The following is a 14,278-nucleotide window of genomic DNA, read 5'->3' as shown; positions in this document are numbered from 1 at the left end:
GCCATGGCGACGTGGCCCTACATTCGAGCCAGGTCCAGCCCCAGACCGCTCAAGCGGTCGAAGGGGTTGTCATAGCCCCGCTCCAGGTGTCGAACACCGGAGATGCGGGACATCCCATCGGCAACTGACGCTGCGATGACACCGGAGAAGCCGGCCCGGACGTCGGGGATCTCCACCTCGGCCCCCACCAGCTTGCTGATGCCCTTGACCACGACGGAGTGCTTGGCGTTGCGGTCCGCAAACCGGCAGTTCGGCCCGCCGAGGCAGGTGTTGAACATCTCGATCTCCCCGCCCATGGCGTCGATGACGTCTGCCGGGTACTTCACACGATCCTCGAAGACCGTCTCGTGCAGGACGCTCATACCCTCGGCCTGGGTCATCAGCACCAGCAGCGGCGATTGCCAATCCGTGGCGAACCCCGGGTGGGTGTCGGTGTGGATGGCCACGGACTGCAGCGGCAGGGTCTGACGGGCTGCGACGTACTCGTCGGTGATCTGCAGGTCGGCTCCCATCGACTGGAGCGTCGTCAGGGCGATCGTCAGCGACGCCTGTGGGCAACCCTTCACCCGAACCTGCCCCCCGGAGATCAGCCCGGCCACCAGGTAGCTGAACGCCTCCAGGCGGTCCCCCGCGAGGGTCGTGGATGCCCCGTGCATCGTGCTGACACCGTCAATGACGAACCGTCGGCCGGGCTGCCGCTGGATCTGGGCCCCCATGCGCTGCAGGAACAGGGCCAACTCCAGCACTTCGGGCTCGGTGGCCGCGCCGGTCAGCACCGTCCGCCCCTCCGCCAACGAGGCGGTGATGAGGACGGCCTCGGTCGCCATCACCGAGGGGTAGGGCAGGTCGATTCGGGCGCCGCGAAGCCGACTGGCCCGGGCGATGACACCCTTCTCGGTCTCCTCGACCGTCGCACCGAATGCCGTCAGTGCATCCACGTGGAAGTCGATGGGTCGGCGGCCGATCTTGTCGCCCCCCGGCATGGGCACGAACGCCTCACCGCTGCGGTGCACCAGCGGGCCCAGGAGCAGGATGGAGATCCGGTTCAGACCCGTGTACTCGACCGACACCTCCCGGTCCAGCGGTCCGCTGGGGTCGATCGTGACGGCCTTGCCCGACCGCTCCACGCCCACGCCGAGCGAGCGCAGGATGCTGGCGGTGATGGTGACATCGCCGACGTCGGGGACGTTGTTGATGGTCGAGGGGGTGTCGGCCAGCAGCGCAGCAACCATGTGCTTGGTGACGGCGTTCTTGGATCCGGCAACCTCGACGTCGCCGGACAGCGGACCGGAGGGCCGGACCTCCCAGGTGTCAGTCATGATGCGAGAGTAGGCGAGGGTCGCCTCCCGGTCGGGCAGGAGATTCGGACGACCGGCCCACGTCCGGGCACCGGCAGGCAGTATGGCTCCATGGACGGACCCGGAGAGCTGGCAGAGCTGAGCGCCGCCGAGATCCTCTCTGCGGCCGAGGGGCTGGCCCGGCGGGTCACCGCGCACCGGCGCACGATCCACGCAGGTCCGGAGTTGTCAGGCCAGGAGCACGCCACCTGCGCCTACGTCGAAGGGGTCCTGGACGCGATGGGGATCGAGCATCGCCGGGTGTTGCGGACGGCCATCGTCGCCACCATCCCGGGCAGCCGCAGCCAGGACGGTGCGGTGGGGCTGCGCGCTGACATGGACGCCCTGCCCATCACCGAGGCGGAGGGGCGCGAGGGCTACCGGTCACGCAACGACGGGGTCATGCACGCCTGCGGGCACGACGGACACGTCGCCGTCCAGCTGGGTGTGGCCGAGCTGCTGGCCACGGTCGCGCGTCCGGCAAAGCCGGTTCGGCTCTACTTCCAGCCGGCTGAGGAGCGAGACGGCGGCGCTCTGCCGATGGTCCAGGCCGGTGCCCTGCAGGGTGTGAGCCACGACGCGATCCTCGCGCTGCACTGCGCCAGCCACGTCCCCGCCGGCAAGGTCGCCTACCGGCACGGACCGGTCACGGCGTCGGTGGACGAGATCACGATCACGATCCAGGGTCAGGGCGGCCATGCCGCCCACCCGGAGACGACGATCGACCCGATCCCGGTCGCAGCGAACCTCGTCACCGCGGCCCAGCAGCTGCTGACCCGGGAGATCGATCCGGTCAAGCCCGTCGTACTGACGTTCGGCTCCATCCACGGCGGGACGCGCCCCAACGTGATCGCTGACGAGGTCCGGCTCGAGCTGACCGTGCGGTCACTCGACAAGTCCATCCGGCAGTTCCTGCTGAAGCGCGTGGCCGAGCTGACCGACTCCGTCGCCCAGACCCACCGCGCCACCGCCACGGTCGAGGTCACCAATGGCTACCCGGTGGGCCTGAACGACCCCCGTCCGACTGCGGTCGTGGCCACCGCCGCAACAGAGGTGCTGGGCCCCGAGAACGTGATCCTCGAGGACGAGCCGTCGATGGGGTCGGAGGACTTCTTCCACTTCGGCGATACCGGCGTCGAGATCTGCATGTATCGGCTAGGCGTGGGAAATGCCGAGCTCGGGATCGAGGCGCCGTTGCACAGTCCGCGCTTCGATCTCGACGAGTCGGCCCTGCCCATCGGCGTGGCGGTGATGGCCACCGCCATCCGGAACCTGCAGGCGCTCTGATCCGCGAGGGCTTCGTCCCGTTCCGCTGGGCCCGTCGCCAGACGGCGATCAACCTGGGGCTGGCCATCGTCGCGCTGGCCCTCCCCGGGACAACTGCCGTGGTGTTCAGACCGGACAACGCCACGGAGGGGTACGTGGCCCTGGTGCTGGCCGGGATCATCGTGGCATGGCAGAGCAGCCGCCTGGCTGGCCAGGGGCTGCGCGTCACGCCGGAGACCATCGCCTCCCCATCCGCTGCACTCCGAGTGAGCGAGGTGACGGACCTCCGCTGGGTCTCCCGCCACCACGCTGGCCGACCAGCGCACCGGCTGGTCGCCAACACATCTCACGAGGAGGTGCTGCTGTGCCGGTCCACGGCGACCACCCCACAGGCGGAACGCTTCGTCGCGGAGGCGCGGGCGCTCGGTCTTGTGGTGCGGGAGCCCACGACGGCGCGGCGCTAAACCGTCACGCCGCCGTCGATCGTGAGAGCTGCCCCCGTGATGTAGCTCGACTCCTCCGAGGCGAGGAAGCGAACCAGGGCGGCAATCTCCTCCGCCCGTCCGTAGCGCTTCAGCGCGACCATCGGCGTCAGCATCTCGGCCATGGGACCGTCCGCCGGGTTCATGTCGGTGTCGACGGGGCCGGGCTGCACGGCGTTGACGGTTGTGCCCTGCGCGGCGAAGTCGTGCGCCAACCCGCGGACCATGCCCTGCACCGCGGCCTTGGAGGTCGCGTACAGCGTCATGCCGGGGACGAAGGCCACGTCGGCGTTGATGGAGCCCAGCACGACGATCCGGCCGCCCTCCCCCAGGTGGTGGCTGGCCGCACGGGCAGCGGCGAAGACACCCTTCACGTTGGTGTCCATGATGTGGTCGTACAGCTCGTCGTCGGCATCAGGTAGCGGTCGACCCTCAGCGACCCCGGCGTTCAGGACCACGACGTCCAGTCCGCCGAACTCCTGCGCCGTCCGGTCCACGGCCGCCGCAGTCTGGCCGGTGTTGCTCTGATCCGACTGGATGGCGATGGCGCGTCGACCGCGCCCCGCGATCTCCTCGACGACGGCGTCCGCGGCATCGGCTGAGGAACGGTACGTGATGGCGACGTCGAGTCCGTCGTCGGCGAGGGCGAGCGCTGTGGCGCGTCCGATCCCCCGACTTCCTCCGGTGACGAGTGCGGTGCGGGTCATGTCATGTCCTCTCTGGTTAGGGAACGATCGTTCCGTTATCTGGGTAGCAATAGGTAGGGCGCGCCACCGGCTCGGAGCTCAGACCGTGGCCGGCGCGGATCGAGCGGCGTCGAGCAGTCCGGTCATGTGATGCAGGGCTCGGATGGCCACCGGGTTGGCCCCCTCGGCGGCTGCCTTCACCCGGACGCCGGAGATGACTGCCGAGATCAGCGAGGCCAGCCCTCCGGCGTCGACATCCGGGGCAAGCTCGCCCCGGCTCACGGCTCGGACCAGCGCGTCGTGCAGGAGCGTGTCGATCGCCGCGAACTGCTGGGACACCTCGGCTGCGGTGTCGGGATCCGTCGCGCCCCGCTCGCAGGCGGCGAGCACGACCAGACAACGGGCGTCCACACCCTCCTCGACGGACACGCGAATCGCGTCGAGCAGGGCCGTGACCGCGGGCAGGACGTCCCCCTCTGCAGACAGCACCTCTCGAAGCCCTTCGAGGGCGTGGTGGCGGTAGCGACCGAGCGCCTGCAGCCACAGCCCCTGCTTGGATCCGAAGGCGCCGTAGATCGAGCTCCGGGAGAGCCCCAGCTCGTCGGTCAGGGTCTCGATGCCGACGGCCGCGAAACCCTGCTCCACGAAGATCTCGGCAGCTCGGTCCAGAACCGAGTCTGGGTCGAACGTTCGTGGGCGGGCCATGACGCAAGACTAGCCGTTACGAACCGATCGTTCCACAACTGCTCCTCCCTGTCCCCTCGAACGGTCGGTCCACGAGGCTCAGGCCCAGAGGGTGCCCGAGATCTTCTCAGCGATCTGAGCCGTGTCCCCCGGCGCGTAGGCCCCGGTCGAGAGGTACTTCCACCCGCCGTCCGGTGAGATGGCCACCACCTTCGACCCCTGTGGAAGTCGACGCGGGTCGCAGATGCGCTGTGCGACGGCAAGCGAGGCGCCGGTGGACACCCCGGCGAAGATCCCCTCGGCCGCAGCCAACTCCCGTGTGGCCGTCAGGGCCTTCAGGGAGTTCACCTTGATGCGACTGGACAACACCGACTGGTCGAGCACCTCGGGCACGTAGCCCTCGTCCAGATTGCGCAGGCCGTAGACCAGGTCCCCGTACTCGGGCTCGGCGGCGAAGATCTTGATGTCCGGGTTGGCCTGCCACAGGCGACGCCCCACACCGGTGACCGTCCCGCCGGTGCCGAGACCGGCCACGACCGCAGCGACATCGGGCAGGTCGGCCAGGATCTCCGGGCCGGTGGTCTCGTAGTGGGCACGTGGGTTGGCGGGGTTGCCGTACTGGAAGGGCATGAACACGTCCGGGTCGCCCTCGGCCATCTCACGGGCTACGCGGACGGAGCCGTTGGACCCCTCGGTCGCCGGCGAGTAGACGATGTCAACACCGTAGAGCTCCAGCAACTGCGTGCGCTCGGCCGAGGTGTTCTCGGGCAGTACACAGGTCAGCTTGTACCCCCTCGGGGCACACAGCGCGGCCAGGGCGATGCCGGTGTTGCCGCTGGTCGGCTCGAGGATCCGAGCGCCGGGCTGCAACCGTCCGGCCTTCTCGGCCGCGGCCAGCAGATAGGCCGCAACGCGGTCCTTGATCGAGCCGGTGGGATTCAGTCCCTCCAGCTTCAGATAGATCTCGTAGCCGGGCGGAGAGAGGTTCGGCAGGTGGACCAGCGGGGTCCGCCCGACCGCATCAGCGAGGCTGCTGGCAAGCATGATCGGTCACGATCGGGGGCCAACCCACGCCACGGCTGCAAGCTGCACGATCGTGGCTCCCGTTGCCGACCTCAGCTGCCACCCGCGACGGCCGGCAGCAGGCTCAACTCGTCGCCGTCACGCAGTTCAGTGTCCACACCGTCCATGAAGCGGATGTCCTCGTCGTTCAGGTAGACGTTGATGAAGCCGGCCAGCCCGCCGTCCTCGGCGGTGATGGCCTGGGTCAGACCGGCGTGGCGGTCAGCGAGGTCGGCCAGCAGAGCGGTGATGGTTGCGCCATCTCCCTCCACCGTGGCGTTGCCGTCGGTGTGCTTGCGGAGAACGGTGGGGACGCGGACCGAGACGGCCATGGAACTGAATACCTTTCGAGATCAACAGCGCCGTCGGTGGACGGACGTGGTGCTGATGAGGCTAAACAGCGCCGCGGTCCTGTTCCTTCCCATCAACAGTGAGAACTCGTTCGGTCACCTCGCCGTCAGCGATGTCGAAGGCCCGGATGACCGGATCGGGGTCCTGCAGCGACACGATCACCGCGACGATGCCGGGCCAGTGCACCGACTGGTCGATGTCGGTCGGCGAGGGAAAGGGCTCGGTGTGGGTGTGGCAGTGCCAGATGCCGGACCACTCGAGTTCCGCATCGTCCATGGCCCGCATCGCCCGCAGCTGATCCTTCGGGTCCATCCTGAACCACGTCATCGACCGGTCGGCGTTGGCCACCGGCCAGTGACCGGCCAGGTTCCCGTCGGCGTCGGACGCGAGGAGCCCGCAGGTCTCGTATGGCACGTCGCTGCGGGCGTGGATCAACATCTCGTCGCGGATGTCACCGGGCAGGTCGAGCCGGCCGCTCATCGGCGCCTGGGTCACGAGGTCCGCCCTGCGTTCATGGAGCGGACGAGGGTACGCGGGCGATCAGCTCACCGTGGACCGCGGCGAACCACCCGTCGGGGGCGGCAGCCCAGCGGTGCCAGGCCGCGGCCATCGCGGCGCGTTCGTCGGCCCCACGGCCGGTCTGCTCCAACCGCCCGCTGAGGCGGGACGCGGGATCAGTCACGCGGTCGGCCCACATCTCTGCCCACCACGCGCGCTCCGTCGGGGTGGCGAAGCACCACACCGAGGCGGAGGCAGTGACATCGGTGAAGCCGGCGTCGAGCGCCCAGCCCAGCAGGTGCCGACCGGCGTTCGGCTGATGCCCGTCGCGCGTCGCAGCTTCGGCGTACGCGGTGTACCAGGCATCGAGCTCGGGATCGGAAGGAGCCCAGCTCATGGCCCCGTAGTCCACATCTCGGACCGCGACCACGCCACCGGGGCGGCACAGGCGTCGCATCCGCCGGAGCGCGTCGACGGGATCGGCCAGGTGCTGCAGGACCTGATGAGCGTGGACCACATCGGCGCTGCCGGCGGGCAGGTCCTCGTCGAAGATGTCACCGACCCGCAGGGTGAGGTTGGCGGGGATCTCAGTCGTCGGAACGCCCTCGAGGACAGCACCGACCGGGTCGATCCCGACGACGCGACTGGTCGGGAACCGGGTCGCGATGTCGATCGTGATCGTGGCCGGCCCACAGCCGACGTCGAGGACGTCCTGGCCCTCCCGGAGATGGGGCAGCAGGTAGGCGGCGGAGTTCTCCACGGTGCGCCACCTATGGCTGCGCAGCACCGGCTCGGCGTGACCGTGGAGGTAGGTGTCGTTGGCCGCCACGGTCAGCCTGCGGCGCTCGCGCCGCGGATGCTGATGTGACCGACGCCGGCGCCGGTGACCCGCCCGATCGCTGCCGCCGGCAGTTCAGCGTCCTTCAGCGTCGACAGCACCTGCTCGACCTGATCGGTGGCCACGCCCAGCAGCAGGCCGCCGGAGGTCTGAGCGTCCGCGAGGAGCCAGATGTCCTCCTCCGACACCCCCTCACCGATCGTGACGACGTCCTCGGCCCAGGTCCGGTTGCGCCGGGTGCCGCCGGAGATCATGCCACGGCCGAGCGCCTCGCGGGCACCCGGTAGGGCGGGCACGGTGGCGGCGTCGATCGCCACGTCCACGCCGCTTGCCGCGGCCATCTTCTTCAGGTGTCCGAGGAGCCCGAAGCCGGTGATGTCAGTGGCTCCCGTGACACCGGCGGCGACCCCCGCCAGGGCTGCGACCTTGTTCAAGGTGCACATCGACACGATGGCCGAGGACACCCACTCGGGTTCGGCCTTCTCGAACTTGACCGCCGTGGTGATCGCCCCGGTACCGAGCGCCTTGGTCAGGACCAGGACGTCATCGCGGCGCAGGCCCGCGTTGGTCATGATCTGGTCGGGGTGGACCTCGCCGACCACGGCCTGGCCGTACTTCGGCTCGGGGTCGTCGATCGAGTGGCCACCGACCGCCAACCACCCGCCATCGGCGGCGGCGTCGGCGCCGCCCTGGAGCACCTCCGCCAGGATCTCCGGGCCGAGCTGGTCGACCGGCCAGGCCACCAGGTTGAGCGCGATCAGCGGTGTCCCGCCCATCGCGTAGACGTCGCTGGCGGCGTTCGTGGCGGCGATCCGTCCCCAGGTCCGCGGATCATCGACCAGTGGCGTGAAGAAGTCCGTGGTCAGGACCAGGGCGCGGTCGGGACCCAACCGCCACACCGCAGCGTCATCGCCGGTGTCGGACCCCACCAGGAGGTCGGGATGTCGAGGCGGTGCCAGTCGGCCGAGGACGTCGGCAAGCTCATCCGGACCGATCTTGCAGCCACACCCCGCGCCGTGGCTGAACTCGGTCAGACGCCTCGTCGTGGCGGCTGATGGGGCCGGGGTCGGGGCGCTCATTGCCTCCACCCTAACCACACGGCTCGACCACCCCACCTGGTCGTTACTATCAGCCCGTGTCCGAATCCTTCTTCGTCCTCGAGGACCACGACGACGCGCAGCGAACCGTCACCGCCACCGATCACACACGGGGCCCCTGGGACCCCAGAGCCCAGCACGGGGGCCCGCCCGCTGCCCTCATCGGCCAGACCGTGCTGGCCCACCACGCGCGGGACGACGCCCAGGTCGTCAGGCTCACCGTCGAGATCCGCCGCCCCGTCCCGATCACGCGGTTGCACGTCACGACCGGGGTCGCCCGACCTGGCCACAAGGTGGAGCTGCTGGAGGCCGAGTTGCACGACGACCAGGGCGGCCACCTGCTTTCGGCTCGGGCCTGGCGCATCCGCACCGGCGAGCTGCCGGTGATCCCAGCCGACGACGGCTCGGGGGTGATCCACGGTCCGGTCGTCGAGGGTGATCCCATCCCCGGGCCCGACGCCGCCGAGGAGTCCACGTCCTTCTTCCGGGAAGTGCGGCACACCGGATACATCCAGGCGATCGAGACCCGATTCGTCCGCGGCGGCTGGTCGGCCCCCGGACCCTCCATCGCGTGGCTGCGCATGCGATACCCGCTGCTGGACAGTGAACCGACGACCCCGCTGGCGCGGGTTCTGACGGCAGCGGACAGTGGGAACGGGATCTCGGCCCGCTTCCAGGGCCTGTTCATCAACCCCGACCTCACGGTGTACCTGACCCGCCTGCCCGCAGGCGAGTGGATCGGGCTGGACGCGCGGACAACCCTCACCAACCACGGGGTGGGGCTGGCCACCTCGGTGATCCACGATGTGCAGGGGCCCCTCGGACGCGGCAGCCAGTCGCTGCTGCTCGACACGGCTGCGGAGGACTGATCATGGACGGCCTGCTGATCCTGTTCGTCGTGGTGCTGCTGTCGCTGCTCGTGACCCGCGTGGCGGCCGTGGCCCTCACCCTCACCGGGATGAGCCCCCAGGTCGCGCACTTCCAGGCCCGTTCGGCGCTGTCGTCCACCGGGCTCGGGACCCGCGAGGCGGAGCAGGTCATGGGCCACCCCGCCCGCCGCCAGATCTACTTGACCCTCATGCTGATCGGCAACGCCGGTCTGGTGACCGGGATCGCCTCGCTCTCGCGCGCGCTGGGCAGCATCGACACGTTCGGGAACACGGTCGTGGCGCTGGCCGCCGTCATCGTCGGGTTGTTGGTGCTGCTGATGTTGGCGCGCAGCCAGCGCTTCTCCCGAGCCATCGCGAAGATCGCCGAGCTGGTCCTGCGGCGGTACACCGATCTGGACGTCGGCGACTACCACGGCCTGCTGCACCTGGGCATGCACTACGGGGTGGACCGGATCAAGGTCGACGAGGGGCACTGGATGTCGGGACAGACCTTGGCGGACTCACGGCTGACCGACGAGGGGATGCTGGTCCTCGGCGTGGAACGGCCCAACGGGGTCTATCTGGGTGCCCCGCGCGGGGACACATCCGTCGAGCCGGGCAACCGGCTGCTGGTGTACGGGCCGACTGGTCCGCTGGCCGAGCTGCATCAGCGGCCCGCCGGCCCCGAGGGTGACCGGCTGCACGAGCTGATGGTCGAGGCGAGCCAGACCAGGGAGGCGGAGGAACGCTCGCGGGACCGCAAGCGGCGAGGGTGGCGGCCACGCCGTCGTCGCTCCCGCCCTGTCCAGGACGCCTGAGGCCGGCGCGGAACGCGTGGGTCCGGGGCCGGCGCGTCGGCGCCTGAGCGTTGCACGCACCCCGCTCCCGGTCAGAAGAGCCGTCACGCTCAGGGCCGCGGGGCCGTGGTTGTGCACAGCGCACGTTGGACTGTCGCACCACCCGCCTACCGTGATGACGTGACCTCCACCGACGCTCTGGCTGCTGTGATCGCCGACGTCCTGACCGACCGCGGGCCGACGCCGCTGCCCGCGCTTGTCCGGGCCGTCAAGGCTGCGGGCGCGGGCCGGGCCTCGAGAACCCTGGTCGAGCGTGCGCTGACCCGTGACGGCCAGTTCACGCGGGAGGAGGTCCTGGGCCGACAGGTGTGGTCCGTCGACCCCTGTTTCACCGAGCCGGATGCTGCGCCGCCGGTCAGCACGGCCTCGCCGCTGGAGGGCCTCGACCTACGCGACTGGCAGATCGACGCGTTCGCCGCCTGGGCCACCGCCGGCTGCCAGGGCGTCGTCGAGGCGGTGACGGGCACCGGGAAGACCCGACTGGCGATCGCCGCCGTCCGAGCCTGCCTGGCACAGGGTGGCCGGGCACTGGTGATCGTGCCGACCTTGGACCTGCTGGGACAGTGGCGCTCACAGATCCGCACCCTCATCCCCGGTGCCCGCGTCGGGCAGCTCGGCGGCGGATGTCCCGACGACCTGTTCGAGTTCGACGTGGTGATCGCAACGCCACACTCTGCGGCCGCCGTCCCGGTCGAGTTGCCGCACGGCGCCGTGGGTCTGCTGGTTGCCGACGAGGCCCACCGCTACGGGGCACCGACCTGGGGTGAGGCGCTCAAACCGGACTTCCTGATGCGGTTGGCGCTGACGGCCACCTACGAGCGCAACGACGACGGGCTGATCGACGTGCTCGGGCCGTACTTCGGCGGGGTCGTGGCCGAGTACACCTTCGCCGACGCCGCTGGCGACGGGGTGATCGCCCCGTTCGACATCGAGCTGGTGGGCGTACCGCTGACTGCTGGGGAGCGGTCGGCCTACGACAAGGCCGACGCCCGGGTGCGGGACCATCGTCGGGAGCTGGTCGCCCACGGGCTGCCCAAGTCACCGCTGGAGCTGATCGCGGCGGCGGCGAAGCTGTCCGCCGGCGCGGAGGGTCGACCGAACACCCGCGTCGCCCGAGAGGTGGTCGCGGCCCGGGCGTACCTGTCGGCGCTGCGGGGCCGGCGGGATGTGGCGGCGCAGGCGGGCGCGAAGCTGGCGGTCGTGCAGTCGCTGGCCGGCGGGTTGGCGACGGCCGGGACCAGGACGTTGGTGTTCACCGACACCGTCGAGCAAGCGGAGCAGGCGGCGGTTGCGCTCCGGCGGGGTGGCGTCCAGGCGGAGGAGATCCACGGCGACCTGCCCGGCGACAAGCGACGGATTCGGCTGGCTCAGTTCGCGAACGGCAACCTGCAGGCCGTCACCGCCCCCCGCGTGCTGGATGAGGGCGTCGATGTGCCCGATGCCGAGCTCGCCGTGGTGCTGGCGGCCTTCCGGACCCGACGGCAGATGATCCAGCGGCTGGGTCGGGTGCTGCGCCTGAAGCCCGACGGCAGGGCGGCGCGACTGGTCATCGCCTACGCCATCGACACCAGGGAGGACCCGGCGAACGGGGCTCAGGAGGACTTCCTGGCCGAGGTGGCCGACGTCGCTCGAAGCGTGACCCGCCGTCTGCTCTAGCGGCCCTCCAACCGCAAGCCGGCGGTGCCCAGGCGTGGTGGGTGGACTTCCCACTCACTCGGGGTGGGAAGTCCACCCATCCCGACCGAGCAGGCACCGGATCACGCCCCGCGTAGCATCGAGCCGGTGTCTAGCCTGCTGACGGTCACCCAGCTGCGTCGCACCTACGGCACGGCCGTTGCGCTCGACGGTCTGGACCTGCACCTCGACGCAGGTGAGTGCGTCGCCCTGCTGGGCCACAACGGCTCCGGCAAGACCACCGCCCTGACCGCCATCGCAGGTCTGGTTCCACCTACGTCCGGGACGGTCCGCGTGACAGGCGCCGACCCGTTCACCGAGCCGGAGGCCACCACGGCCAGGCGGGCGCTGGCCTACGTCTCGGACTCCCCCGTCTTCTACGCCGACATGACCGTCGAGGAGCACATCGAGCTGACCGCGGTCGGCCACGGGCTCGGCGAGCGACTGGACGAGGACACCTTCGACCGGCGGCTGGGGCAGATCATCGATCAGTTCGGGCTTGATGCCCATCGCGACCACGTCCCCGAGGAGTTGTCCGCTGGTCTGCAGCAGCGCACCCAACTGGCCTGCGCGTTCATCCGGCCCTTCAAGGTGCTCGTGCTGGACGAGCCGGTTCTACGGCTGGACCCTGCCGCGCAGAGCCTGCTGGCCCACCGCCTCGACCGGACCCGCAACCGTGGCGCAGCGGTGCTGCTCTCCACCCACTCCCCCGCCTTCGCCCGCCAACTGGCGGACCGGGTGGTGCTGCTCGAGCACGGCCACGTCGTCGCCGAGGGCGACTGGGATGTCATCGACGCCTCTCCCGAGGCCGCCGAACTCGGACTGACATGATCGCGTCTCGATGAGCACGCTGGCCGAGTTCACCAACCCCGATGCCGTCCTCGCCGACACCCGCCGGCTGCGCAAGCGGGTCCAGGACCGGCATCGGAAGGCCACGCTGGGCGACCAGCTGTACCAGGCCTATCTGGCGCTGTTCATCGGCATCCCGCTGGTCTACAGCGTCACCCAGGCGTTCGACTTCGTCAGCCGGATGCCGGCCGACCAGATCGCAGCGCTGGACAACCGGATCGCCGCCGCTCTGCCGATCGCCCTCGCGATGCTCACCATCGCGGGACTCCGCCTGGCGGCCTGGACCGGCCCGGTGGTGGTGGCCCGGGCCGACGTCGCGTGGCTGTTCAGCCTGCCGTTCGCGCGTCGCCGTCTGATCACCCCTCGACTCGGACGAGCCTTCGTGGTCGCCGCGGTCGTCGGTGCGCTGGCCATGGTCGGTCTGGCAGTCAGCTACCTCCTGACCATCGGGCTGGATGCGCAGGATCCCGGCGTGGCCGCTCGACTGCTCGGCACGGCGGCCGCGTGTGGCGCGGCCTACGGGCTGCTGCTGGCGTCGCTCGGCTGGCTGGTCGAGGTCCACCGGTCGGCGGCACGCCTGCTCGTGCGAGCTGGCGGCCCCCTGCTGATCATCCTCGGCGCAGCTCTGGCGCTGGTGTCGCTCGGAGCCCTTCCTGGCCGCCCGGTCGTGCGGGCGACGCTGGCCAGTGGTCCCTGGGGCTGGGCCACCGCTGCGCTGCTCGGATCGGCCCACGCGCCGGAGGAAGCGTCGACCCGGCTGCGGGCAGGGTCCGGGGTCGTGGTCGAGCAGCTGCCCGGCGTGATCGCGGCGGGCGTTCTCGTCGGATTCGCCGTCCTTCTGGTCGCCATGGCCTGGCGGCGTGCCGGCGCAGTGCCGCTCGAGGAGCTGCGCCGCCGCTCGGCGACGAGTGCTCAGGTGACCGCGGCCGCCGTGTACTTCGCCGACTTCCGCGGCGCCGCGCAGGCCCGCGATCGTGTGGTCCGAGCACTGATCGGCCGGTCGCGACGACGCCTGCCGATGCCTCGACGCCGACAACTGCTGATCCCGTGGATCGGCCTGACGGTCCTGCTGCGGCAGCCTCGGCGGATCGTGCAGGCCGCCTTGTGGCTGATCGGTGCAGCTGCGGCCCTCGGCACCGGGATCGAGGGTGTTGCCTCGATGGCCGGCGGGGCACTGGCGGAGGGGGAGTTGGACCCGAGACTCCTGGCGGTCCCGCTGGCCGTCGGACTGGCCTACGCGGCGGCCGGTGTGATCATCGAGCCACTGCGGGTCGAGGATGAGCAGCGCTTCGCCCTGCGAACGCTCCCCGAGCCCGTCACGACAGTCGGACCGGCCCACCTCGCCGTCCCAGCTGTGGTGCTCTGGGTCCTCGCCACGGCCGTCGTCGCGATCTTCGCCACGGTGGGCTGGCTGCCAGCTGCGCTGGGGCCGTGGTCACCCCTGGTCACGGCTGCGATGACCACGATCCTGATCTCGGCCGCTGCCGTGCCCGCCTCCGGTCCGCCGGCCGATGGCTTATGGCTGTACAGCGGTGGATCCGGCTACGGCCGTCTCGCCTTCCACCTGCTGCGAGGCCCGCTGCTCGCGTTGATCGGCCTGCTGGTTCCGGTGGTGACCACGCAGGGCCGGCTGGACGCCGGCTCCGTGGTGACGGCAATGGTCTGGGCGGTCGCCGTCGCAGTCTCGCTGGGAAGCTGGGTCCAGCGCCGTCTGCAGAAGTTCTGACC

The 14,278-nt window shown here is 70.4% G+C and carries 15 protein-coding genes; 7 read left to right on the top strand and 8 right to left on the bottom strand.

All coding sequences use genetic code 11. The annotated features are described in order from the left end of the window. Positions 1–17: 17 nt before the first annotated feature. Positions 18–1,319: a UDP-N-acetylglucosamine 1-carboxyvinyltransferase gene (gene murA / locus C1746_RS10875; RefSeq protein ID WP_116715672.1), complete on the bottom strand. Its 1,302-nt coding sequence runs from the start codon at positions 1,317–1,319 to the stop codon at positions 18–20. Positions 1,320–1,409: 90 nt separating this feature from the next. Between murA and C1746_RS10870 the strand changes: the two genes are divergently transcribed. Continuing rightward, positions 1,410–2,624 (top strand): M20 metallopeptidase family protein, encoded by a 1,215-nt coding sequence (locus C1746_RS10870; RefSeq protein WP_116714611.1) that lies wholly within the window; start codon positions 1,410–1,412, stop codon positions 2,622–2,624. A 98-nt stretch (positions 2,625–2,722) separates the two neighbouring features. Further along, positions 2,723–3,067, top strand: a complete 345-nt coding sequence (locus C1746_RS10865; RefSeq protein WP_116714610.1) for a hypothetical protein — start codon at positions 2,723–2,725, stop codon at positions 3,065–3,067. On the opposite strand, the gene C1746_RS10860 is transcribed toward C1746_RS10865, so the two are convergent. The 7 genes from C1746_RS10860 to selD all read right to left on the bottom strand — a co-directional run bounded on the left by C1746_RS10860 (position 3,064) and on the right by selD (position 8,283). Next, positions 3,064–3,792, bottom strand: a complete 729-nt coding sequence (locus C1746_RS10860; protein ID WP_116714609.1) for an SDR family NAD(P)-dependent oxidoreductase — start codon at positions 3,790–3,792, stop codon at positions 3,064–3,066. The genes C1746_RS10865 and C1746_RS10860 overlap by 4 nt on opposite strands. A 78-nt stretch (positions 3,793–3,870) precedes the next feature. Then, positions 3,871–4,476 carry a TetR/AcrR family transcriptional regulator gene (locus C1746_RS10855; protein WP_116714608.1) on the bottom strand — a complete coding sequence of 202 codons (606 nt, stop codon included), beginning with the start codon at positions 4,474–4,476 and terminating at the stop codon, positions 3,871–3,873. 78 nt (positions 4,477–4,554) lie between these two features. Further along, the gene (locus tag C1746_RS10850; protein WP_116714607.1) at positions 4,555–5,499 is read right to left on the bottom strand and encodes a PLP-dependent cysteine synthase family protein; all 945 of its coding nucleotides are present in this window, start codon (positions 5,497–5,499) and stop codon (positions 4,555–4,557) included. 71 nt (positions 5,500–5,570) lie between these two features. Beyond that, entirely contained in the window at positions 5,571–5,849 is a 279-nt protein-coding gene (locus tag C1746_RS10845; RefSeq protein ID WP_116714606.1) for a ubiquitin-like small modifier protein 1, read from the bottom strand. Between the two features lie 61 nt (positions 5,850–5,910). Beyond that, positions 5,911–6,348: a M67 family metallopeptidase gene (locus tag C1746_RS10840; RefSeq protein WP_116714605.1), complete on the bottom strand. Its 438-nt coding sequence runs from the start codon at positions 6,346–6,348 to the stop codon at positions 5,911–5,913. A gap of 31 nt (positions 6,349–6,379) precedes the next feature. Continuing rightward, positions 6,380–7,195 (bottom strand): methyltransferase domain-containing protein, encoded by an 816-nt coding sequence (locus tag C1746_RS10835; RefSeq protein WP_116714604.1) that lies wholly within the window; start codon positions 7,193–7,195, stop codon positions 6,380–6,382. Between the two features lie 2 nt (positions 7,196–7,197). After that, positions 7,198–8,283: a selenide, water dikinase SelD gene (selD, locus tag C1746_RS10830; RefSeq protein WP_116714603.1), complete on the bottom strand. Its 1,086-nt coding sequence runs from the start codon at positions 8,281–8,283 to the stop codon at positions 7,198–7,200. A gap of 56 nt (positions 8,284–8,339) precedes the next feature. Between selD and C1746_RS10825 the strand changes: the two genes are divergently transcribed. The 5 genes from C1746_RS10825 (at position 8,340) to C1746_RS10805 (ending at position 14,276) form a co-directional block, all read left to right on the top strand. Next, positions 8,340–9,170, top strand: a complete 831-nt coding sequence (locus C1746_RS10825; RefSeq protein WP_116714602.1) for a thioesterase family protein — start codon at positions 8,340–8,342, stop codon at positions 9,168–9,170. Positions 9,171–9,172: 2 nt separating this feature from the next. Then, positions 9,173–9,988, top strand: coding sequence for a TrkA C-terminal domain-containing protein (locus C1746_RS10820; protein ID WP_116714601.1), 816 nt, complete (start codon positions 9,173–9,175; stop codon positions 9,986–9,988). 159 nt (positions 9,989–10,147) lie between these two features. Next, positions 10,148–11,683 (top strand): DEAD/DEAH box helicase, encoded by a 1,536-nt coding sequence (locus C1746_RS10815; protein WP_162867629.1) that lies wholly within the window; start codon positions 10,148–10,150, stop codon positions 11,681–11,683. 126 nt (positions 11,684–11,809) lie between these two features. Further along, positions 11,810–12,532, top strand: a complete 723-nt coding sequence (locus C1746_RS10810; protein ID WP_162867628.1) for an ABC transporter ATP-binding protein — start codon at positions 11,810–11,812, stop codon at positions 12,530–12,532. A gap of 10 nt (positions 12,533–12,542) precedes the next feature. Continuing rightward, complete coding sequence (locus C1746_RS10805; protein WP_116714598.1) at positions 12,543–14,276, top strand: hypothetical protein; 1,734 nt, start codon at positions 12,543–12,545, stop codon at positions 14,274–14,276. Positions 14,277–14,278 lie beyond the last annotated feature (2 nt).

The organism is Euzebya tangerina, from assembly GCF_003074135.1.
Lineage (GTDB): Bacteria > Actinomycetota > Nitriliruptoria > Euzebyales > Euzebyaceae > Euzebya > Euzebya tangerina.
Note: the sequence above shows the minus strand (reverse complement) of the source record. Positions and strands in the feature narration are given on the sequence as shown.